A 23,367-nucleotide genomic window follows, 5' to 3' on the forward strand; every position below is an offset into this window, starting at 1 on the left:
TAAATCCAATGCACAAGTGCCTGGCATTGGCATGGCGAAAGCGGAAAAGATTTTCTATCGTGCATTAACCACTTACATGAACCAAAACACACAGTTCTCGGGTGCTCGTACAGCTACCGCTAATGCAGCTAATGATCTATACGGCGCGGCTGAAAAAAATGCCGTTGAAACTGCATGGTGTGCAGTGGGTGTTGGTAGCTGTCCAACCGGTAATCCTCCTCCCCCACCTCCACCTCCTGGCGGTAGTGATCAACTACAAAATGGCGTTGCTAAAACCGGATTAGGAGCAAGCTCAGGTCAAGAACTATTGTTTACTTTCGAGGTTCCATCAGGCGCAACAGATATCAAATTTGATATGAGTGGCGGCACAGGTGATGCAGACTTATATGTGAAGTTTGGTTCTGCACCAACTGATTCAAGCTACGATTGTCGTCCATACAAGAGTGGTAACGCAGAGTCTTGTACGGGTAGCCAAACTGGTGGTACATACTATGTACGCTTAAAAGCTTACAGTACATTCTCTGGTGTTAGCATTAAAGCAAGTTATGTTGGTGGCTCAACTCCACCACCACCTCCTCCTCCTCCTCCAGGCGGTAAAGATGAGCTAGTTAATGGTGTACCAGTAACGGGTTTAAGTGCAGGCGCTGGCGAAGAGTTGCTGTACACTTTTGCAGTTCCATCAAACGCATCTAACATTCAAGTAAGCATGAGTGGTGGTGCAGGTGATGCAGACCTTTATGTGAAATTTGGTTCTGCACCAACTGATTCAAGCTACGACTGCCGTCCATACAAAAGTGGTAACGCAGAGTCTTGTACTTTAAGTCAAACTAATGGTACTTACTATGTACGCTTAAAAGCTTACAGTGCATTCTCTGGTGTTAGTTTAACAGGTAGTTACGACAGTGGTTCTACACCGCCACCACCACCGCCACCAACAGGTAATGACCCAATTAATGAAACCGTCAATAACGTTTCAGTTAACCAAGGTCAGTGGACTCGTTACACTCAAGAATTACCAGCGGGTTATTCTACAATGACAGTGAGCATTTCTGGTGGATTTGGTGATGCGGACATGTATGTTCGTCATGGTGCGCAATCAACAAGTTCAAGCTATGACTGCCGTCCATACAAAAGTGGTAACAATGAGACTTGTACTTTCAATAATCCAGCAGCAGGTACTTGGTATATTGATTTATATGGTTACTCATCGGCTTCAGGAATTACTTTAAATTTACAAGCCAACCCTTAATTTTCAATTAAGGATTTAACAGAGGAGCATTCTCTCCTCTGTTGCTTTAAACATGACAATTTTATTTTCAGTACAAAATTTCAATGTAAATATAACAAACCATATAACTTTCAAAATAATTATCAAATAACTTTTGAAATTATTTCTGAAACTGTTTTATCAAATAGTGATTGAAATAAATTTAAAACAAAATGATAAATACGTACCAAGAGGTAACACATGAATAAGAATATTATGACCTTGTTGGCGTTAGGCGGTATGACTTTTCTACCCCCTGCTTTTACGCAATCCCAATCCGGACTCACCAGTCAAATTGATGACGATGAAAAACAAGTCTGGGTCTCTATTGGGACTGATGCCTACGACTTAATTACTCAAAAATACACCACACAATTTGATTTTAAACGTGCCAACATTCGTAATGCCAGTCATGGCAATGTCGCTGTGGTACAAATGGCCGAATCTAAAATCCCACAACTCAGCAAACTCATGCATGACGAATTCCATCGTTGTGGCGGTTTTATTTTTCACGATACTTTTACCGAAGCTCACTTATTTGCCACCGCACCCTCGCAAATTATGCCCAGTGTTGCCGTTAATTACACTATTAATAACAGTGCAGCGGTTAATGCATTAGTCAATCAGTTATCGACCACCAATTTAACCAGTACCGTTAATACCCTGAAAAATTATCATAACCGTTACTACACCCAACAGTCCGGTGTTGATGCGGCTAACTGGATTAAAGATAAATGGCAATCCATCAGTAATGGTCGCTCAGATATCAGCGTTGAAACTTATGCTCATAGCTGGAATCAACCTTCGGTTATTGCCACCATTACCGGTACCACCAATCCCAATGAAATTGTGGTCGTCGGTGGACATTTAGATTCTATTAACCAATCCAATGCTTCAACCGGACGTGCACCAGGCGCTGATGATAATGCTTCAGGTATTGCCGTTCTGACTGAAACATTACGCGCGATAGTTGCCAGTGGTTTTAAACCTGAGCGTACCGTTAAAATTATGGGTTATGCCGCTGAGGAAGTCGGTCTGCGCGGTTCAAAAGCCATTGCTCAAAGTTATAAATCCAGTGGGAAAAATGTCATTGGTGTCGCTCAGTTTGACATGAGTGGTTATAAAGGCAATCAAAGTGCTGATATCGTTTTTGTCAGCGATTATACCAATAATGCACAAAACCAATTTATGGGACAACTGGTTGATACTTATCAATCTGGTGTCACCCATGAAACCTCACAATGTGGTTATGCTTGCTCTGACCATGCTTCTTGGAACAATGAAGGATTTGCCGCATCCTTCCCCGCTGAAGCACGCATCAATAATTCAAACCCCAATATTCACACTGCTAACGATACCTCTTACAGTGTTTCTCACTCCATTAAGTTTGCTCGACTATCAGCCGCTTATGTGGCCGAACTGGCTAAAGGCAGTACCGATGGAACACCACCACCACCACCGCCTCCACCACCACCCGGTGGTAGCAGCGAACTGCAAAATGGGGTTGCCAAAACAAATTTAAGTGCTAACTCAGGCAATGAATTGAATTACACTTTTGATGTTCCCGCTGGCGCAACTGATATTAAAGTCGAAATGAGTGGCGGTACCGGTGATGCTGATTTATATGTTCGCTTTGGCTCTGCACCAACCGATGCCACTTATGATTGTCGTCCTTATAAAAGCGGTAATGCAGAATCTTGTAGCTTAAATCAAGCTGGTGGTCGCTATTATGTGCGATTAAAAGCTTATAGCAATTTCTCTGGGGTGACCTTAAAAGGGAGTTACACCGGTAGCACCACGCCTCCACCTCCGCCGCCTCCACCTCCTGGTGGTAAAAACGAACTGCAAAACGGCGTTGCGCAAACCAATCTGAGTGCAGCAACCGGTGATGCTTTAGTGTACACTTTTAACGTTCCCAGTGGCGCAACTGACATTCGCTTTGATATGAGCGGTGGCACAGGTGATGCAGATCTGTATACGCGTTTTGGTTCAGAACCAACCGATGCCACTTATGATTGTCGTCCTTATAAAAGCGGTAATACCGAGTCTTGCACTGGTAGTCAATCTGGTGGAATCTATTATGTTCGTCTGAAAGCCTATCAAGCATTTTCGGGCGTTAGCATTACCGCCAGTTATAATGACGGTGGAACAACGCCACCCCCACCCCCACCTCCAGGTAACGAGCCTATTGATGAAACGCAGACAGGCATTTCTGTCTCACAAGGACAATGGACTCGATATACCCAGCAACTGGGTGCAGGTTATTCGCAACTTGAGGTAACAATTTCAGGTGGCAGTGGTGATGCCGACTTGTATGTGCGTCATGGCTCGCAATCAACATCAAGCAGCTATGATTGTCGTCCGTATAAAAGCGGTAATAATGAGACCTGCACATTTAACAATCCACAAAGCGGAACCTGGTATATCGACTTATATGGCTATTCTTCTGCTTCAAATGTCACCTTAAATGTTAAAGGTACGCCCTAGCAGCATACTTAAGATGACGGCCAAGGATGGTTTAGAACAATCATTGTTCAACGACAATAGAGTTAGAGAATAAGATTAACTCTCAACTTGTTAGAAAAAGAAGGCAAATAGCTTGCCTTCTTTTTTGTTAACTACATTGCAAAGAGCAGTCGAATAATTTTTTCATCTCTGTGCTAACATGGCGAATAGTTATCGTACAATCAATAAAACTTTTCATTAGACTTCATTAGACTTCATTAATCTACTTTAATTAAATATTTTCTTTTATTCAGAGATCAATGCTTAACAATAAATTAACCATCAAGCTGACCGCTAAAAAGAACAGCCGATACATTTAATCAAAAAATATATTGAATATTTTCGGTAATTATTCACGCATGTTTTCTCGAGGATTTTTGACTAATAGGTTTGCATCGCCCATCAATTTACAATAGTCTTTCGCCACAGGTCAGTTTAGTAAACAAATACTTGGCAAAACAATACTAGCATCTCAAATATATAACATTTTATATAATATCTCATGAGCCCTAGCATTTTTTATACATAGCATTTTTTATACATAGATTAACAGTCTAATGCCAGTTAATCGTTACTAGAGAAAATAGCCGGTTAGTACAATGAAGTACTGCTTTTCGGGGTTTTATTCAGTGAAAACGTTAATTTATTTTTTATTTTTAGCAACTTTAGGTTCAGTCACTTTTCCAGTCAATATTGCTGCGCAATCGATTCAATTAAATTATTTAAACCCCCTATTTCAGTTTAGATATATTGCAGACCTGAGTATTAGCGAACCATTACAACTTCAATCGGCCACTAAAAAAGCTTTTGATTTTCGGCCATTTCAATTTAATCCTTATCAATTAAATGATGCTTCAATTAATTATTTTAGTGTCGAGTCACTGAATCATGCGACACAGATTATAGAGCGTCCGAATAGCGCTCACTGCATTAATCACCCAACCAGCTGTGCTATCACGCCCATTCCTGTCAGTCAAAAAATTGAACAACTACAAAACGGTGAAAAGCAACAAAAGTTAAGATTGAATCGGGGCGAAAGTAAAGTTTACTCGTTTTATGTGCCAGAAAATGCCAATGATGTTCATATCGCAACACAATCGGGTCGTGGCGATGTCGACTTGCTGGTAGGTTTTAATCAGATCCCAACAGTTGATAAAAACGATTGTCATCCACAAAAAAATGGTAACAATGAATCTTGTCGCCTGGATAAATTTGGTGGTGTTTACTTTATTCAGTTACAGGCTTTTGAACAATTCGAAGATGTAGAACTGATAGCCGAATATACGCAAACAGTCATCAACTACATTAAACCGATCAAAGTGACCCAACCCAATATCACTTTGGCCAGTAATCAATGGAAACGCTATTCTTACGATTTGCAGTCAGGTTATGCCAATTTAGCTATCAGTATTTCAGGTAAAGAAGGTGATATCGATTTGCATGTCAGACATGATTCAACAGGGAAAGTCACTGATTATGCCTGTCATCCATTTAAAAATGACAGCAACGAGCATTGTGTATTTAGACGCCCCAAAGCAGGAAAATGGTTTATTGATCTTTATGCCAATAATAAAGTGTCAAATGCAACCATCGAAATTCTGGCTAATCCTTAAACTCAATTAGCATGTATTTACTATATGGCATTTGTTTTAGCTATTTTGAATTAAGTTAAATTTATTTTAGTTGAGAGCAATGCCAACAGGCAAAAAAGTTATCGTCATTAGACTCACCACAAGATGCACATAACCATTGCTCGGCAGTTGAACAAGGTTCTTGTGATTCAGACTGAGGAACACAAGTTGACTGAGTCGAGTTAACTTGCAAGATTGACTCAGCCTTTTCTAGTAAATCAGCATCGTATATCCATAGTTCTGGCCAAAAAATGCCAACCGGAACCTCGCCGCCAATGCTGTATATTTGATCATTTTTTACAAAGCAATCAATTTGATTATGTATCAATATATTTTTAAAATGATGAACAATTAGCGGGTTGTCACAGCTTAACAGTTTTATCATTTTAAATTGTTCACTTTAAATTTGACCGCCTGACAATTGAATCAAATGCCTAATAATCTAGTTAAATTCGTAATAAAACCGATGTGATGTTTGCCACAGCGGGTACTCAACATCAAGATAATAACCAACATAATTATTGGGATCATCACCAATTAACAAAAAGGTTTGCGCTAACAAATCGTCAATGTGGGAAATACCAGACTTACTACTGAGCAGTTCCTCGGTAGGATTAAACAGTTTTATTTCGGGCGTGTCTGCAAATCGCTCGCTCCATAAATCCTCGGGGGAGTGACCGATTTCCATCGCTTTTAAACTAATTGGATAACAGCCAGCCTGAATTGATCTGTACTTGTCAAGTTCGCGCTCAATCAACGACAGCAACACTAAACGGCGCGCAGGACTACGCTGCATAATGTTTTGACAAATCACCTTGTGTCCTTTACGCATGGGATTTGATTGAGACTTAATATCAAGGTTAGTGATCGTAATATCAAACTTGTTACAGTTAACTGGCTCTAAAGTATGATTAAAAATTAAAAAGTTGTTTCTTAGGCCGCCAACACCAGTAAAACACTTTTCAATTTGAGGTGTTGAAAAATCAGAAAATATAAAACTACCACTTTGGCTTGCTTTAACATTGGCCGCATCTTTTTCAGAAAATAATTGCGGATCTTTCAATTCCATTTCGCGAAAGCTACCACTGAATGGCTGAACGAAAGGACGAGCATGCTTGGTTAATTGGACACCAATTCGATTGGCAACAATAATTTCATCAAGATATGTTGGACTACGTTTATTGACTCTTGAAATATTGATGCCTAAATAAAGATCAACTTCTTCGCCACTGATTTCTTTATTTAATTCAAATGCATTTTTACGTAATTTTTCAGTATAAGTATCTTTAGAGGTTGTGCTGTGCGCACGAGAAAATAACAATCGTCGCTTTAGCTCTGACTGGCTACTGGCATAATTAAAGATAAGATTTTGATACTCGGTAATTAATTGATGAAAATCCTCCAGACAGGCCTCATCTTTGAGCAATGATTTAAATCGATTATAAAATTGGTTTAACCCGCTGGTACCGGGTAGCGTGACAATGACATCAATCCCATCCTGGGTTTTTGTGAGCGCCTGAACCAATCTTTGACAAGTGGATTTATTGATTCCGGTCCACCTGGACATGCCGGCAATCGAGTGGGCTGAACGAGGAATATGCTCAAACACTTCTCGTAAAATTTTCTTAAAGTGATCGCCAATTCTCCTTACCTGACGTAAATCTACTTCGTTTAATACCATCTTAATTAAGCCTATTCCGCGATTAATATCAATAATCAAATACCAATATCAACCTGATACAATGTTTTACACGAGTTATTATTATCTTTTCTCTTATTGTTTTTGACACAAATAAGAGATTGATTTTACCACTAAATCACACAATTTTTTAGAAAATCATAATAAATACAGTAAAATTAATCGATAATTTTAACCAACTATCGATTAATTTTCCATCAAACTTATCGACTCAGCTTAAGGTTACAATAATTTATCGGTGTAACCAGCCAAGATAACTCAAACGGCTCGCTCCGGCATAGGGTGCGACAGGTAATACGGCGTGTTGAGTTGGAATTAAGAAAAGGTTCAATGTATTAAAGCTCGGATTATAAGCTTGTTCGATATTACCGTCTTCATCAAAAAACGCCAATTGCCCACCCCAGTTTTTATTCCAGTTAGGATTCATACTAAACACATAAGCAGCAACTCGGTCATGCTGGTGATGGCGATCATCATGCTCGGTTAAAAAATGCCCCGGAGAATAACATGATGCATAACTATCCGCTTTTTTAATCGCAAACTCACCGGTTAACTTGCGCATAAAATCCAACAAGGGTTCGCTATTCATAAAATAGTGCATTTGGTGCATTGGATGATCAATTTGTTCACCTAACTCGATAGCCTGAGTAATATAATACTGAATGAATGCATATTGAAATTGATTACGCGCCCTTGCGTAAATATTATTCATAAACAGCTGTCGTTGTTGCGGGTTCAAGGCTTGAATGTCAGCCAATGGGCTTTCGAAATATTGACCATTTTCATTGTAGGCAAAATACCAATGCTGATGTTTTTGCAGCAGTTGATATAAATATTGTGCTGATTCAGCAGTAAAAAAATCAGTAATCTGCACACGACCCTTTTCAGCTAATTGCTTTGCCGCATTTTCAACCTCAAGTTGTGGATTAATTTGTATTGCTTTTTGCATGTTAATGTTACATCCGGATTATTTTTTTAATTATCGACCTCAAGCGATGTATAAGCCTAAGTTATTCGAACCCAATATTTGGCTTTACCGATTATTATATAATGGTGATTATCCTCAGTAAAAATACGCGCTGGGCAATCGTTTTTTCATTGGCTAGTTTCCTTTTAACGACAGATTAACCTAAGTTGATTTGGCAATTACAACGACAAATTTTATTCCAAAAGTTTGCACAAATCTGTATGAGTCATTTTAAAATAGCCTATAGTTGTTCATTATACATTTGCAAAGCAACAAGTTTTAGCACTTTCATTCGCAGACTGGCAGCAACTCAATGAGCAATAAGAAATTCGATCAACAATATCAGAATTCACTGGATAAAATTAAAAATATCTCGATGCGCCGACTGTATTTCACCATCATGGCTCCGAGCCTGGTGGTTTTAATCATTGGCTTTATTATCCTTATTAATATCAGTCAATTTACCTTGACACAAATTACCGGTATTTTGACACTAATCATTGTGATTATTGGCGTGAGTCTGATACAAATAAAATATCAGATATTTCAAGGACTTGAACATTTATTTCTACATATTCAACAAATTAGTCAAAGCAATCGAGTTAATATCAAACTTCGCTTCGACATAAAAAAAGCCTCCATATTTGAACCTATTTTTCAAGTTTTCAATCACCAGCGTGAAGAAATTGATGCTTTGTTAACGCAGATTTATGCTTCTACCGCTCGGTTAACACCGATGGCGAATGATCTTAACGATACGCATAATGCCATGCAGCAAAAAAATCTCATGCAGGAACAGCTTGGTAATAAACTCAATGAAGCATTTGCCGAAATTTATCAAGCAGCGGCTAACTTGCATACCGACTTAAATATCATTTCTGAAAAAATCAGTGATACCAATAGCACGGCTAAAGTTGCCTTTGATGGTGCCAAAAGAAATAGTGACAGTATTAAACAGCTCACTCAAAAACTCTCTCAGGCAAGTGCACAAATTGAGCAATTACAAAAAGACAGTAGTCAGATTAATAATATTATCGATGTCATTACCTCTATTGCCGATCAAACCAACCTGCTTGCTTTAAACGCTGCAATTGAAGCTGCTCGCGCCGGAGATCAGGGAAGAGGCTTTGCGGTGGTTGCAGATGAAGTGAGAACATTGGCTGAAAAAACCAACGCCTCAACCCAGGAGGTGCGTGACATGGTATTACGTATTCAAGATGGCACGGGTTCTGTCAGTGAATCCATTGAGCAAGGCGTGAGTGCATTTCATGAGACCTTAAAGCTCTCTGAAGAATATTCACAACGACTAGAAGCAGCAATCGCTTCTATTTATCATATCAATGATCTGATTGAAAAAATCATCGTTGCTTCGAACAATCAACGAGAAATATCGTCTCATGCACAAGAAGAAATTCAATCTATTGTGCAACTGAACGCAGATGTACTGGGAAATACCCGTGAACAGGAACTTACTTCTGAAGACATGCATAAACTGGCGACCAAATTAAAGTCACTACTCGACAACTTCAGCTTTAATGAAGCCGTTTGGGACGATGCCAAAAGAATCAAAAAACATTCAGCCAACAATCAGGCCAGTTCAAATATTGATTTATTTTAATCATGAAAAATACGCAAGTGAGCTATTTGAGCAGACACTTTGCCCATTTCGTCATTAACTAACTCACTCTAATACTCGCTCCATACCTATTATCTATCTCTTTGATTTATAATCATAAAATCTAATAATCGCAAACCGTATTTATAAAATATCACTCAATGGAATTTTAATTTCGACTCATAACATAATTTTCAATCGCTGAACTATACAATTTATTTATACGTCTCTTGAATTATTGATAATTAACATTTCTGGCAAATTAAGGTTGATCTCAACAAGCAGTTCAATATAATGACGAACCGTCACATGACGATTCGTCACTTATTGCTAATGATTGACCAACTTCAAAAAAGAGTGATTCCATGAGCCCAAGAACGATCAGTAGAAACCAGCTATTACAACGTGAGCAAGAACTTATAGAGATTGCCCGTACATTAGTCGAAAACCAATGTCTGACAACGCTCACCATCGATAAACTCGTTGCGGCATCACCGTATTCAAAAGGAACAATTTATAAGCATTTCCTCAGCAAAGAAGATCTGTTGCTCGCGATTTGCAACACTTGTATGCAGGAAATCAAAGCGCTATTTATACGCGCACTTAAATTTGATGGCAGTAGCAGAGAAAAAATGGTTGCTGTAATCGTTTCGTATATTATTTGGGCTAAACTGCACCCCTCTCTGTTATTTGCAGTACTGTCAGCCCATTCGCCCAGCGTAGCAGCACGCAGTTCTGATGAAAATAATGCAATACATCAGCAATGCGAGGCTGAGCTTATGGGTTTAATGAATGTAGAAATTGGAAAAGCCATTGAATCTGGCGACTTTGATATTCCTGCAGAGATGACATTTGAACAAGTTACTTTCGCCCTATGGTCTTCAACCTGGGGCTCTTTAGCACTAATAATGAGCAAAGGAAATTCAATTAAATTGCAGCCTATGATTCTCGAAAGAGAGTCTTTTACAAATACTCGCTTAATTTTAGATGGTTTTAACTGGCGTCCTTTATCAACTGACTGGGATTACCATAAAACTATCAAAAAAATTGCAGAGGATATTTTTCAACCAGAGATAAAAGCCCTTGAAGACAAGGGTACGCCATTTATTTTTAACTAACTTTGGGAACTCACCATGGAGAAATTCTCAGATTTTATTACCCATCGTCGTTGGCTTGTCATTATTTCCACACTGATTCTCGTCGCACTGGCAGTTTTTGGTCTGGTTAAAAACGGTATGCCGTTTAAAAGTGACTATAAAGTTTTTTTTCAACCCGATAATAAACAGCTCAATGATTTTTTAAACCTACAAAAGATTTACAGTAAAAGTGATAATGTGGCAATTATTGTTGCCCCAAAAGATGGACAAATATTTACTAAAGACGCCTTGACTGCAATTTGGGAATTAACCAATGAGTCATGGCAAATTACTTATAGCTCTCGAGTTGACTCCATTACTAACTTTCAATATAGCTATGCAGAAGGCGATGACTTAATGATTGAAGATTTGGTACTCGAAGCAGACATGCTCGATGCCGAATCTATTGCAAGAGCCAAACGCGTCTCTCTTAGCGAACCGTTACTGGTGAAAAAACTGATTTCAGAAAAAGCCGATGTAGCAGTCGTCAATGTAACCATACGCCTTCCTGGCACTGACATGTCAGCTGAAACACCAAGAGTTGCGGCTTCGGTGCGTGCAATCCGAGATGAATTTGCACAACGTTACCCAGACATTGACTTTATGCTTTCTGGCGTCATTATGATGAATACCAGTTTCCCTGAAGCTTCAAAAACTGACAGCTCCGTTAAAATTCCAATTATGTTGTTGGTTGTAATTTTAACTGTTGGTATTTTATTACGTACCATCAGTGGAACAATAGGCACACTAGTCGTTATCCTGTTAAGTATTATTGGCACTATGGGCATTTGGGGTTGGATGCATGGTTATCTGACAGGGCCATCAGCCGGATCACCAATTGTTATTCTCACCTTGGCAGTTGCAGACTGTGTTCATATATTATCAACCTTTTACTACAATATGCGACATGGCATGGAGAAAATTCCAGCTTTAAAAGATAGTCTGCGCGTTAATATGCAGCCAGTTTTTCTGACAAGTTTAACCACCGCAATTGGCTTTTTAACCATGAACTTCTCCGATGCCCCACCATTTGGCGATCTCGGTAACATGGTTGCGATCGGTGTCATGCTCGCCTTTGTATTTTCAGTCACAATTTTTCCAGCCATTCTGGTAATCCTTCCCGTAAAAGTTAAAGCAACAGCGCAGCATAAACGTGACATGATGGACAAACTGGGGGATTATGTTGTTAACAATAGAAAATGGTTACTACCTGTCAGCAGTATTGTCATTATTATTTTTACCGCGTTCGTTCCCAAAAACGAATTGAATGATGACTTTGTCAAATACTTCGATCACACCGTACCATTTAGACAAGCCACGGACTTTATGCAAGCTCATATGTCAGGCATGACAACAATGGAATTATCATTTAACTCAAAACGCAGCAGCGGAATTAATGACCCCGAATTTATCAAGTTCGTTTCTGATTTTACTGACTGGCTTCGTACATTGGAAAAAACGGATCATGTCAATACCATTACCGATACTTTAAAACGCTTAAATCGTAACATGCATGGCGACGATCCGGCTTGGTATAAATTACCCGAACAGCAAGAATTGGCCGCACAGTATTTATTACTTTACGAACTGTCATTACCTCAAGGTCTTGATGTTAATAATCAGCTCAATGTCGACAAATCATCGACGCGACTACTGGTGACCTTTCAAAATTTAACATCGAATGAAATTTTGGCAATGGAACAGAAAATTACTGAACACTTTGAACAACAAAACAGTCCCTATGAACTGACCTTAGCCAGTCCATCATTAATGTTTGCGCATATAGGTTCTACCAATATTGTGAGCATGATAAAAGGATCATCACTGGCACTGATTTTAATCTCGATATTAATAGGTATTGCGCTACGCTCGTTCAAGTTTGGCTTAATCAGCCTGCTACCCAACTTAACACCTGCCGCAGTTGGCTTTGGTTTATGGGGTATGCTTGTTGGTGAAGTCGGTCTCGGTCTTTCAGTGGTAATGGGTGTAACATTAGGCATTATTGTTGATGACACGGTACATTTTTTAAGCAAGTATATTCGAGCCAGACGTGAGAAAAACCTAAGCTCTGAAGATGCCGTACGCTACAGTTTTGCCAGTGTTGGTAAGGCATTATGGATCACAACCATGGTGTTGATTGCTGGCTTTTTTGTTATGGCAACATCAAGCTTTAAAGTCAATGCAGAAATGGGATTACTGACCGCAATTACCATTTTAATTGCGTTAATTATTGATTTTATCTTCCTGCCACCGTTATTGATGTTACTAAAATCATCAAACAAACAGGAAAAAGAATCGGCAAATAATACACTGAGTAAAGATGAAACACCTCAGTTAAATCCCGCATCAACTAAATAGTCGTCGAATTAAATAGTTGTCGAATATCAAGTGGCGATAATTACAATTTATCGCCCAACAAATTTAATCATTTAAAATTGTTTTGGAGACAAGAATGAATTTTTTGAAAGCAAGTATGTTATCAATTCTGACAATACTGACCTTTTCAACATTACAGGCAGGAGAAGCGGAAAATCGTGGTCTTGAAATTTCCAAGGAGTCAAAGAAAAGAGATATCGGTTGGAAAGACAGTCAGGCAGAACTGGAAATGTTATTAAAAAACCAACACGGCGAAACCTCACAACGTTTTATGAAAATTAAATCAATGGAACAAGAAAATGATGGCGACAAAAGCTTAACCGTTTTTGAGTCACCTAACGATGTAAAAGGCACCGCATTCTTAAGTTTTTCACACCCAACGGCTAACGACGAGCAATGGCTATATTTACCCGCGTTAAAACGAGTAAAACGAATTTCTTCACGCAATAAGTCAGGTTCATTTATGGGCAGTGAGTTTTCATTTGAAGATCTGACATCTTTTGAAATTGAAAAGTACAAATATAAATATATTGGCGATGAAAAAATTAATGATATGGATTGCTACATCGTTGAACAATATCCAGTTGATAAATATTCTGGCTATAAAAGACGAGTTGTTTGGATAGATAAAGCAGAATACCGTCCAATTAAAATGGACTTTTATGATCGTAAAGACTCATTACTAAAGACCCTTGATTTTTCTGAGTATAAACAGTATTTGAACAAATATTGGCGTGCATCAAACCTGAACATGGTGAACCACCAATCAGGCAAAAGCACAGTATTGACATGGAAAAACTACGAATTCCAAATTGGACTTGATGAAAAAGACTTTAATAAAAATGCCCTGAAACGAGCGAGATAATAATGAAAAAAATTTTCTCAATTTTTATCTGCTCGATGCTGCTCAATTCATTGGGCGGCACCGCTAATGTACAAGCCGATGAATTTGAAATGCGTGGCAACGTAGAGTTGCAAGGTCGCTTTTTTCTGGAAGATGCACTCTACCCTACACAGCATGACACTGACTTTTCACTAGCATTAGCACCAGAGTTTTTTTGGAGCTGGAATGACGGGAATGATACTCTCGAATTTTTTCCATCGGTACGTATTGACCAACATGATGATGAACGAACACATGGTGATATTCGAGAGCTGAGTTGGGTTCATGTGAGTGATGAATGGGAAACTCGTATTGGTATTCGCCGTGTTTTTTGGGGTGTTACCGAGTTTCAGCATCTGGTCGATGTCATCAATCAAAGCGATTCGGTTGAAGATGTGGATAATGAAGATAAACTCGGTCAGCCAATGCTAAACTTATCTTTAGTCAAAGACTGGGGAATACTCGACCTATTTATTTTGCCCTATTTTAGAGAAAGAACCTTTGCGGGCGAAGAAGGCCGCCCCGGCATTCCTTTTATTAATAGTGATGATCCACTTTATCAATCCAGCGATAAAGAAAAGCATGTCGACTTTGCTGCTCGCTGGACACGTAGTATTGGAGACTTTGAAGTAGGTTTATCAGTATTTGATGGTACCAGTCGTAATCCAATCCTGTTACCCAATGAAGCAATATTACCTGAGCTGGAACTAATTCCTTACTATCAGCAGATCACTCAAGTGGGATTCGAACTCCAAGCGATCATTGGTGACATGCTATGGAAATTAGAGACGATCCATAACAGTAACGATATAGAAGACTTCTGGGCAGCTCAAGGTGGTCTTGAATATACTCAATACGGTATTTTAGATAGCAATGCTGATTTAGGCTGGTTGGTTGAATATGGTTGGGATGATCGCGGTGAGCAAAGTCAATCCACTTTTCAAAACGATCTGTTCTTTGGAAGTCGACTGGCATTAAATGATGTTGACTCCACCGAACTCTTATTTGGTTTTAGCTACGACCTTGACTTTGAATCGACGAGTGTCTTACTTGAAGCCAGTAAACGATTTGGTAACAGTCTAAAAATTTCGCTAGACATGCGTTTGTTTGAATCAGACGATCAAGCCGATCCTTTTTATGGATTTAGAAGAGAAGATCACGTGCAGTTAACTGCACAATACTTTTATTAGTCATTATTTGCCGGCTTATTTTTATAAACATTTTTTGGCACGTCGCTTTTACCAGTAAAATACTGGTGAAACAACAACAAATTTATATTAACCTTCAACACCCTTGATACCCGATTAATGACCTAATCGGGTTTTTTTATCGCTTTAATTAAAAATCTTGGCTAAATCTCACATACGTTCAAGAACTTTAAGCAATAACACTAATGATTTTAAAAAAATACCAATGAATTTATTCCTAATACTACTCAAGTAAAAAATGATATTTACCTCATTATTATATGGTGATTGACAACTCTATCAGAACTTAAAATTGTAAGAACTCCAACACTCCCAAACTCTCACATTTCATTAAAAATTTCATAATCAAATAAGTTACTTAACTTTCATTTTCAAACACTATATTCACGCATTGATAACACCACCATTATTTTGCCAACACACTTTAACGATCAGTTTCAGGATTTTTCTATGCGAGCAATACAATCAATTTCACACCGATATTTAAAATATATTTGGGGGTTGATAGCACTATTCGCATTTAACGCTTATGCCGAAATCCCCCTTATCTCCAAACGCCAACGGCTCATTCAATCTGGGTTTCTTGGAAAACAACAAGTGGTAGTGAAAGTACTGTCGAGTACGGATTATCAGCCGACTCGCTACAACAAAGCACCACCGGAAATAATCAAAGTTTAGCGACAGATTATCAATATCATAGTGTTCAATTAACCGGTTTAAAAGCGAACACCTTGTATTACTACCGCACAAAAACCGGTAGTGAAACCTCAGCCATTCATCGCTTTAAAACACAACCGGCAGCGGGAGAAAACAGCGGTCATTTACGCATTCTAGTACTAGGCGATCACCAAATCCGTGGTGAAGATCGCTACTTAAAATTAGTTACCGCAGCCAAACAAAAAGTTGAATCACTTTATGGCAGTCATATTGAAGAAAGTATTAACCTGATTTTAAATGATGGTGACCAGGTCGATGTAGGTACGCTGGATCATTATGAAAATCTTCACTTTGCCCAATCAGCGCTCCTCTCACTCAACTTACCAATTATGACAACTGTAGGAAATCATGAATACTATAGTGATGGTGAGTTAAAAAACTATCGTGCCCATTTCATTTATGATGGCACCGCCTATCAGGGTATCGCACCTGCCGCCGATGAAACTTATTATGCTTACCAATCCGAGCGCGTGTTGTTTGTTCATTTAAACAGTATGAAAGTAGACAGTTATGCCGAAGCACATCCTATTATTTATAAAAATAATGAGCAAGTCATGCATTACGACCGTCGCTTAATCGATACCTTTGAGCGTCAGCTTGACGGCGGCGCACCGGAGCGTCCGAGTATAACCAATACGATAGAGCAAGCAATTACGCTTCCATATACCTTTATCAGCAGTGCTTTTCAAACAACACAAAACACCGCTACCATTAGTGAACAATTCAACTCTACCCAGTTTCAAATTGCCACTTTGGCTGTTGGTAACTACTATGCGGTTGTATTACTTAATGACGGTTATACCGAAGCCACCTCTCGCATAGAGTTTAGTGTAACTGACCTACTAACATTAACAGCGGATAAATCTCGGTATTTAGTTGGACAAACAATCAATCTAAGTTGGGCAAATACTGCTGGCAATAGCAAAGATTGGATTGGCATTTATCAACACGAGCATGTGCCAGGTTCTAGTGTATCAACTCAATGGCAATATATTACCAGCCGTTCAGGTACAGCAACTTTTAATGAATTACCTGAAGGCCAATATTATGCTGCCGTATTTTTAAATGATGGTTATGACGAAGCGACAGGCCGAATTGAGTTTACGGTCAATCCTCTCCCCGAGTTAATTGCCAGTAGCAGTGCTATTTTCAGCAATGAAACCATTCGTTTTGATTAGAAAAACCTTGTTGGCGATACCAGTGAGTCATTAAGAATTTACCAAACAGGTAGCGTCTCAAAAAATTTAATCAAACGCACAGATATTGAAAATACGTCAGGTTCATTGGAAATTGGCGATTTGCTTGAAGGAAGCTATTATGCGGTTATTGTTGTTAATGACACTGAGGAAGAATTAACCACCCATGTAGATTTTAGTGTCACCTCACCACCAGTAGCTGGTGACATCGATAGTGATGGCAAAGTTACTATAAAAGATCTTGGTTTGTTAAGAAAAAGTATAAACCAATGTAGCGGAAATAAAAGATACAACGAACGTGCCGATTTGGATGAAAGCGGTTGTGTCAATCACCGCGACATTCAACTGTGGTTTGAAATTTACCATCAACAAAGGCACTGGAAAAACTGGCTAATATGGTTTTTCCGACAATGGTTTGTTCAATAAAAATCAAGAAACAAGCCAAGTGATAAAGTGAACAATAAACTCACTTTATCACTTCATTTCAAGTCGATTTAAAAGCAAACTCAATCACAGTTCTTCAATGTTTTTTACTAAATAGCCATTTTTTATGACAACCTATCAAAACAAATATCAACTTTCTTTTTTTTATTCAGTAATATTTACCATTTTACTCAGTACATATAGCACAACCGCCGATGCCCATTTAAGTGGTTACACTGACACAGCAATTCAAATTGCCAAACCAGGCATTCAGGTCACTTATACACTACCCCGTGACAATATATTAGAGCTTCCACAAAATTCATTCACAAAAGATACTAAAAACATCATCCTTGCACCAGAGAACTATCAAGCAATTATCAGTCAAGGTTGGTCTGTCAGTGCCAACAGACGAAATTGTCACCGTTTAAATATTCAATCCTTCCAGCTCACACAAGTGCAGGCATATCAATACAAAATTACTTATCAATGTCCTCAAGGTATTGACAATATCCAAATTAACTATTATCTCTTTATTAATCAGTCGCGAGGTCATCAAAATTATGCCCGTGTTTTTATGGCCGGTGAAGAAATGAGAACGCGATTTACTTTTGATAAAAACTCACTTGATATACCCGTTACAAAATTATTGACACAATGGGATAAAAAATTAAGCCCCACATTTATTAATAAAGATCTGAACCAATCATATAATCCAGATACATCACTAATAACAACAGCACAAAAAAAACCAACTAAAATAGATAACGCTTTTACTGCAAACTGGCGCTGGTTAGAGCCCGGATTTATTATTATGGGAATGCAGCATATTCTGCTAGGACTCGACCATATACTTTTTGTTATTGCCCTTCTTTTGGTTGCAATGAAATGGCGCCAGCTAATTAGTTGCATTACCTTATTTACATTGGCTCACTCGATAACTTTAGCATTATCGTATATGGGCATACTCAAAATTTCTCCGACGATTACTGAACCACTAATCGCCCTCACCGTATTAATTATTGGCTTTGAAAATCTGTATATCTTACGTGCAAAAACTGAAACAGCTTTACAGCGCTCTCACCCATTTTTAATTTTTATTTTTGGTTTAATTCATGGCGTCGGACTCAGCTACCAACTTACCGAATATGCTTCGGGCTACCCAATTACAGGTCGCTTATTTTTGTTTAATATGGGGGTTGAAATTGGCCAATTGATGATCATCTTGGTACTTTACTGGCCTATAATGCAATTACTTCACTTTAAAAATGGTAAGAATATTCTGATGATTCTATCTGTTCTGATTGCCATAGCTGGTGGCGGCTGGTTTATTGAAAGAGTCATTTAAAATGATAAATCAGATAAATACAATTTAACGGGTGAATACGATACTTCATGACTACAATAATTTTTCTATTGCTCTCAAATTATTAACTCGCTAATATCAGCCATTGTTATGTTCAGATGAAACATGTGATCAAATTGAAAATTAACTTTGTAATTGCGCAAGATGATCTTTCCGATGGCAAGATTATTGAGTTACTTCAAGCTCATTTAAACGAGATGCAACAGTATTCACCACCAGAAAGTATTCATGCACTGGATAAAGCAGCGATGCATTCCGCCGATATTACTTTTTGGGGAGCACGCTACCAAAATCAGTTAATTGGTTGCGGCGCACTTAAGCAACTTTCACCAAAAGCAGGTGAAATAAAATCAATGAAAACCAACCCTAATTTTCTACGCTGTGGTGTTGGTGCATCAATCCTGCAACATATTCTAGCCGAAGCAACAAAGCGTACTTATCAATCAGTCAGTCTCGAAACGGGAACTCATGCGGCTTTTGATCCGGCGGTTAGTCTTTACTTAAAAAATGGATTTGTTGAGAGCAACCCATTTGGTAGTTATCAACGAGAGCCCTTTAGTCGATTTTATACTAAACAATTATAAATGACTGAAGCTAGAACTATCTGTTAAAGAACAACTTATAAAAACGATTTTACTAACCAGCCGCTTGACATATGTATAAGCAACACAATATGATACGTTATATCATAAATTATTGATTTTGGTATTATTAGATTTTGAGATTTTCACTAAAAATACTGATTTTATCTTGTCTTATAAAAACTTGAGACTGCTTCTTCATGCTAAAAGTAAACCAGTTAAGTAAATCATTTGGTCATAAAAATGCCGTTAAACAGCTCAGTTTTCGGGTTGAAACAAGCCAAGTATATTGTTTGCTTGGTGGTAATGGTGCGGGCAAAACCACCACTTTAAATATGTTACTGGGATTTATTGAGCCTGATAGTGGATATGCAGAATTCAATAGCATTGATTTATGGAAAGATCGAAGAGTGATACAAAAGTCGATTTTTTATCTCCCAGAAAATATTAATCTTTATTCCGAATTAACGGCTATCGAAAATCTCAAATACCTGACTCAGTTAAGCGGATTAACAATCGATGAAGCCACTATCAAAAAAGCATTAATAGAGTGTGGTTTAGCCGAGCAAGCTCATAATAAATCAACTCGAGCATTTTCTAAAGGAATGAGACAAAAAGCAGGACTTGCCTTAGCCCGCTTGAAAGATGCCAAATTATTACTACTTGACGAACCAACCAGTGGCCTTGACCCAAGTGCCACTTATGAATTTGTCCAATTGATACAACGTCTAAAAGCACAAGGTGCAACTATCGTTATGATAACGCACGATTTACAGTGTGCTTGTTTACTCGCTGATGAAATAGGCATTCTCCAAGCAGGAAAGCTGGTTCAAAATATTACTAATAATGATCTGACCCTTGAAAAACTAGAACAATACTATTTTCAGAGCACTATTTAAATAATGATCTTTAATATACTGTCTCACGAATGGACAACACATCGACAAAGTAAGTTACAAATCATTTTGCTGACTTTAATGATAAGCTTACTATTATTGGCCATGTTTATTCATTGGAATCAACAACAAGCTCTCATTCAGAGTCAACAGATTTGGCAAGAAAAAGCCGATAATTTTTGGCGAAATCAACCAGACAGACACCCTCACCGAGTGGCACATTACGGCCATGTTGTTTTGCGTCCAACTGCGCCATTAAGTTTTATTGATGCCGGCATCAGTCCCTATGTTGGCAACTATCTATTTTTGGAAGCTCATCGACAAAACAGTAGTGCAATTCGAAATACGTTGCTCAGTCCAACAATCATGAAGCTAGGATACCCTTCAGTGTCCACTCTAATGATTATACTTTGGCCATTAATTTTAATTATTATTGGCTATGGCAGTTTTAGTCATGAAAGAGAGTCCGAGCGACTAAAGTGGTTACTAAGTATGGGCGCTACCATCTGGCAGTTGTTTGTTGGAAAGTCGCTACTATTTATAATTTACACAATACTATTACTGGCAATTATTGCAACAGTTACATTGTTTTTCCTAATTTTTAATAACACCCTTTCACTCACGGTTGTCATTGAATTATTTATGCTATTAATCGTATATGGGTTATATAGCGCTTTTTGGATTATGCTGATATTCATCTTATCTTATCGAGTCCAATCCAGCACAACCAGTTTAGCAGGGCTACTATTAACCTGGTTGTTTACGGTTGTGCTAATTCCCAAACTCAGTGTTGAATTAAGTGAAAATATTTATCAAACGCCCGATCGCCTTAATCTCCACATTGCACTAGAAAAAGCAGTCAAAGCCATTGGTGACTCACATAACCCAGATGATCCTTACTTTACCGATTTTAAATCGCAAGTTTTAAAAAAATATGGGGTTAAAAGTATTGCCGAATTACCCGTTAATTGGAAAGGATTAGTAATGGCTGAGGGAGAACGTATTCAAAGTGAAATTTACAAAACTCATTTTCAAGCTATTACAGATCAATATCAGCAGCAACAACAAGTAAGCGCATGGTTTGGCTTTTTATCACCGGGTATAGCCATCCATCAGTTATCGCAAATTTTGACAATTAATGATCGCATTTCCAATCATCACTTTGAACTGGCGGCCGAAGCATTTCGCTACCAGCTTATTCAAAGTTTAAATGAGATACAAACACATCATATTGACTATGAAAACAATAGCACACAAAAAGCCAGTCAATCCTTCTGGCAGCAAATGGGTTTATTTAACTACCAGCATCCAACACTCAATGAAAGAGTCAACCAGGCATCTATTTCATGGCTAATACTTTGCTTTTGGGTTGCGGTACTGCTATCTGGCATAATTTATTTTAAAAAACAATGGTATTTACCATGAGTCGCATACTGTTCGAATTGAGACTAATTTTAAAAAATAGCGCTTTTCTTATTTTATTAATCTCTTATTTTATTATCTTGCTATTAGCGACTAGCTTTGGCATTAATCGATATCAACACGAAATAAAACAAATTGAACAGTCTGCCAGCTATTTTACAGAAAACAAATCAGCCTGGAAAAATAAAGATTCACTCAGTCCAGGCATGGCTGCCTATTATATTTTTGAACCAGCAGTATTCACACCCTCACTCTGGTCTGCGCTATTTCATGGTGAGCGAAAAGAACAACTTACCCAACAGCGAATTAGAATTTTATCGATACATAGTCAAATTTACGGAAATCCCGTCACCAATAAAACCCACCTAAGTATTGGTCGGTTAGACGCTAGTTTTATTTGGTTATATTTAATGCCTTTGGTAATCGGCCTAATATCAGTCACTTGTATAGCTGACGAACGTAGGCTCGAAAGATGGCCATTAATATCATCTGTCACTGAAAGCCGTGCGCGATTTATTCTGTATCGATTGAGTGCACGCTTTCTACTCATCTTGTTATTTAATTCATTAACATTAGTAATTGCCAGTATTTCTTTAAGCATTCCATTGAATCAAACGAGTATTTATATTTTTGGTATTTTATTTTTGTATCAGTTATTTTGGTTTTTAGTTTCTGGTATTGTCATCGTATTAAATAAAAATGCGGTACAAAGTTTATTGCTGTTTATCAGTTTTTGGTTAATCAGTGTTTTTGTTATCCCAGGTATTTACTATTTACAAAAACTAGAGAGTCAATCGGTCAATACGGGAATTGAGTTGTTGATGACACAGCGTCAATTAATGAATGACAGTTGGGATAATGATCAGCAATCAGATTTTAATCAGTTTATTGCTAAACACCCACAATGGAAAAATCAATCACGAACCATCAAACCAGGCGACTGGGATTGGTATTATGCCATGCAAAAAGAAAGTGATAACAAGGTTAGTCAGTTAGCCAATACTTATCATGAACAACAACTCAATACCCAGTCAATTTGGTTATGGTTATCACCAACGTTAACAATTCAAAATGAACTCGAAACAATCGCCAGTACAAGTTCTCGATCTTATATTCATTATCGTCAACAAATTATACAGTGGCATCAGCAACTACAAAATTTCTGGTTTCCTTACTTATTTTTAGACAAACCCTTTCAGCCACAAGACTTAGATAACGTGCCACCTTTTAACTATCAAAATAGTTATCAGGGTAGCAACGTTGCTTTAATTTATTTTTTCTTGCTAAATTTAGCCATTTTATTCATTGCAGCTCGATGGTACAAAATACGTTATTTTTATGATGTTATGCCATCTATTGATAATCCCTTATCAAAAAAGTTAAGTCTGGCAACCAATCGAGTAAAATGAATAAGCAATGTAAAAATATTTTGTCAAAATAAATCGTTTATTCATAAATATACCCGACGACACAGTCTTG

Annotated in this window: 19 protein-coding genes; 16 read left to right on the forward strand and 3 right to left on the reverse strand. The window is 38.0% G+C overall.

Features of this window, described 5'->3' with window-relative positions; genetic code table 11:
• The 3 genes from ABVT42_RS18810 to ABVT42_RS18820 form a co-directional block, all read left to right on the forward strand.
• The coding region (locus ABVT42_RS18810) for a pre-peptidase C-terminal domain-containing protein (RefSeq protein WP_367024233.1) at window positions 1-1,249 on the forward strand (1,249 nt) is incomplete at its 5' end.
• A 219-nt stretch (window positions 1,250-1,468) separates the two neighbouring features.
• On the forward strand, window positions 1,469-3,754 hold the full coding sequence (locus tag ABVT42_RS18815) for a M20/M25/M40 family metallo-hydrolase (protein WP_367024235.1): 2,286 nt from the start codon (window positions 1,469-1,471) through the stop codon (window positions 3,752-3,754).
• A 647-nt stretch (window positions 3,755-4,401) separates the two neighbouring features.
• Window positions 4,402-5,385: a PPC domain-containing protein gene (locus tag ABVT42_RS18820; RefSeq protein ID WP_353897463.1), complete on the forward strand. Its 984-nt coding sequence runs from the start codon at window positions 4,402-4,404 to the stop codon at window positions 5,383-5,385.
• A 61-nt stretch (window positions 5,386-5,446) separates the two neighbouring features.
• Here ABVT42_RS18820 and ABVT42_RS18825 read toward each other — a convergent pair whose 3' ends face one another.
• The 3 genes from ABVT42_RS18825 to ABVT42_RS18835 form a co-directional block, all read right to left on the reverse strand.
• On the reverse strand, window positions 5,447-5,788 hold the full coding sequence (locus tag ABVT42_RS18825) for a putative signal transducing protein (protein WP_353897464.1): 342 nt from the start codon (window positions 5,786-5,788) through the stop codon (window positions 5,447-5,449).
• Between the two features lie 57 nt (window positions 5,789-5,845).
• Window positions 5,846-7,084 carry a hypothetical protein gene (locus tag ABVT42_RS18830; RefSeq protein WP_353897465.1) on the reverse strand — a complete coding sequence of 413 codons (1,239 nt, stop codon included), beginning with the start codon at window positions 7,082-7,084 and terminating at the stop codon, window positions 5,846-5,848.
• Between the two features lie 250 nt (window positions 7,085-7,334).
• Entirely contained in the window at window positions 7,335-8,051 is a 717-nt protein-coding gene (locus ABVT42_RS18835; protein ID WP_353897466.1) for a 2OG-Fe(II) oxygenase, read from the reverse strand.
• Between the two features lie 331 nt (window positions 8,052-8,382).
• Between ABVT42_RS18835 and ABVT42_RS18840 the strand changes: the two genes are divergently transcribed.
• The 13 genes from ABVT42_RS18840 (at window position 8,383) to ABVT42_RS18900 (ending at window position 23,297) form a co-directional block, all read left to right on the forward strand.
• On the forward strand, window positions 8,383-9,687 hold the full coding sequence (locus tag ABVT42_RS18840) for a methyl-accepting chemotaxis protein (protein ID WP_353897467.1): 1,305 nt from the start codon (window positions 8,383-8,385) through the stop codon (window positions 9,685-9,687).
• A 362-nt stretch (window positions 9,688-10,049) separates the two neighbouring features.
• The gene (locus ABVT42_RS18845; protein WP_367024237.1) at window positions 10,050-10,802 is read left to right on the forward strand and encodes a TetR/AcrR family transcriptional regulator; all 753 of its coding nucleotides are present in this window, start codon (window positions 10,050-10,052) and stop codon (window positions 10,800-10,802) included.
• A gap of 15 nt (window positions 10,803-10,817) precedes the next feature.
• The gene (locus ABVT42_RS18850; RefSeq protein ID WP_353897469.1) at window positions 10,818-13,178 is read left to right on the forward strand and encodes an efflux RND transporter permease subunit; all 2,361 of its coding nucleotides are present in this window, start codon (window positions 10,818-10,820) and stop codon (window positions 13,176-13,178) included.
• Window positions 13,179-13,272: 94 nt separating this feature from the next.
• Window positions 13,273-14,061, forward strand: coding sequence for an outer membrane lipoprotein-sorting protein (locus tag ABVT42_RS18855; protein WP_353897470.1), 789 nt, complete (start codon window positions 13,273-13,275; stop codon window positions 14,059-14,061).
• A 2-nt stretch (window positions 14,062-14,063) separates the two neighbouring features.
• On the forward strand, window positions 14,064-15,269 hold the full coding sequence (locus ABVT42_RS18860; RefSeq protein ID WP_353897471.1) for a hypothetical protein: 1,206 nt from the start codon (window positions 14,064-14,066) through the stop codon (window positions 15,267-15,269).
• A gap of 468 nt (window positions 15,270-15,737) precedes the next feature.
• Window positions 15,738-15,965: a hypothetical protein gene (locus ABVT42_RS18865; RefSeq protein WP_353897472.1), complete on the forward strand. Its 228-nt coding sequence runs from the start codon at window positions 15,738-15,740 to the stop codon at window positions 15,963-15,965.
• Window positions 15,860-17,182, forward strand: a complete 1,323-nt coding sequence (locus ABVT42_RS18870) for a purple acid phosphatase family protein (RefSeq protein WP_353897509.1) — start codon at window positions 15,860-15,862, stop codon at window positions 17,180-17,182. The genes ABVT42_RS18865 and ABVT42_RS18870 overlap by 106 nt, the downstream gene beginning before the upstream one ends.
• A gap of 105 nt (window positions 17,183-17,287) precedes the next feature.
• Complete coding sequence (locus ABVT42_RS18875) at window positions 17,288-17,626, forward strand: dockerin type I domain-containing protein (protein WP_367024239.1); 339 nt, start codon at window positions 17,288-17,290, stop codon at window positions 17,624-17,626.
• 124 nt (window positions 17,627-17,750) lie between these two features.
• The gene (locus ABVT42_RS18880; RefSeq protein ID WP_353897474.1) at window positions 17,751-18,971 is read left to right on the forward strand and encodes a HupE/UreJ family protein; all 1,221 of its coding nucleotides are present in this window, start codon (window positions 17,751-17,753) and stop codon (window positions 18,969-18,971) included.
• 134 nt (window positions 18,972-19,105) lie between these two features.
• A complete protein-coding gene (locus ABVT42_RS18885) occupies window positions 19,106-19,573 on the forward strand; it encodes a GNAT family N-acetyltransferase (RefSeq protein WP_353897475.1) in 468 nt (155 codons plus the stop codon).
• 197 nt (window positions 19,574-19,770) lie between these two features.
• Window positions 19,771-20,469, forward strand: coding sequence for an ABC transporter ATP-binding protein (locus ABVT42_RS18890; RefSeq protein WP_353897476.1), 699 nt, complete (start codon window positions 19,771-19,773; stop codon window positions 20,467-20,469).
• A gap of 3 nt (window positions 20,470-20,472) precedes the next feature.
• Window positions 20,473-21,891 (forward strand): DUF3526 domain-containing protein, encoded by a 1,419-nt coding sequence (locus ABVT42_RS18895; protein ID WP_353897477.1) that lies wholly within the window; start codon window positions 20,473-20,475, stop codon window positions 21,889-21,891.
• Entirely contained in the window at window positions 21,888-23,297 is a 1,410-nt protein-coding gene (locus ABVT42_RS18900) for a DUF3526 domain-containing protein (protein ID WP_353897478.1), read from the forward strand. The genes ABVT42_RS18895 and ABVT42_RS18900 overlap by 4 nt, the downstream gene beginning before the upstream one ends.
• Window positions 23,298-23,367: the final 70 nt, after the last annotated feature.

Source organism: Aliikangiella maris, from assembly GCF_040719265.1.
GTDB lineage: Bacteria > Pseudomonadota > Gammaproteobacteria > Enterobacterales > Kangiellaceae > Aliikangiella > Aliikangiella maris.

Coding starts and splice junctions, on each gene's coding strand:
- ABVT42_RS18815 (WP_367024235.1), top strand. CDS start 1,469: ATGAATAAGAATATTATGACCTTGTTGGCGTTAGGCGGTATGACTTTT.
- ABVT42_RS18825 (WP_353897464.1), bottom strand. CDS start 5,788: ATGATAAAACTGTTAAGCTGTGACAACCCGCTAATTGTTCATCATTTT.
- ABVT42_RS18830 (WP_353897465.1), bottom strand. CDS start 7,084: ATGGTATTAAACGAAGTAGATTTACGTCAGGTAAGGAGAATTGGCGAT.
- ABVT42_RS18835 (WP_353897466.1), bottom strand. CDS start 8,051: ATGCAAAAAGCAATACAAATTAATCCACAACTTGAGGTTGAAAATGCG.
- ABVT42_RS18840 (WP_353897467.1), top strand. CDS start 8,383: ATGAGCAATAAGAAATTCGATCAACAATATCAGAATTCACTGGATAAA.
- ABVT42_RS18845 (WP_367024237.1), top strand. CDS start 10,050: ATGAGCCCAAGAACGATCAGTAGAAACCAGCTATTACAACGTGAGCAA.
- ABVT42_RS18850 (WP_353897469.1), top strand. CDS start 10,818: ATGGAGAAATTCTCAGATTTTATTACCCATCGTCGTTGGCTTGTCATT.
- ABVT42_RS18855 (WP_353897470.1), top strand. CDS start 13,273: ATGAATTTTTTGAAAGCAAGTATGTTATCAATTCTGACAATACTGACC.
- ABVT42_RS18860 (WP_353897471.1), top strand. CDS start 14,064: ATGAAAAAAATTTTCTCAATTTTTATCTGCTCGATGCTGCTCAATTCA.
- ABVT42_RS18865 (WP_353897472.1), top strand. CDS start 15,738: ATGCGAGCAATACAATCAATTTCACACCGATATTTAAAATATATTTGG.
- ABVT42_RS18880 (WP_353897474.1), top strand. CDS start 17,751: ATGACAACCTATCAAAACAAATATCAACTTTCTTTTTTTTATTCAGTA.
- ABVT42_RS18890 (WP_353897476.1), top strand. CDS start 19,771: ATGCTAAAAGTAAACCAGTTAAGTAAATCATTTGGTCATAAAAATGCC.
- ABVT42_RS18895 (WP_353897477.1), top strand. CDS start 20,473: ATGATCTTTAATATACTGTCTCACGAATGGACAACACATCGACAAAGT.
- ABVT42_RS18900 (WP_353897478.1), top strand. CDS start 21,888: ATGAGTCGCATACTGTTCGAATTGAGACTAATTTTAAAAAATAGCGCT.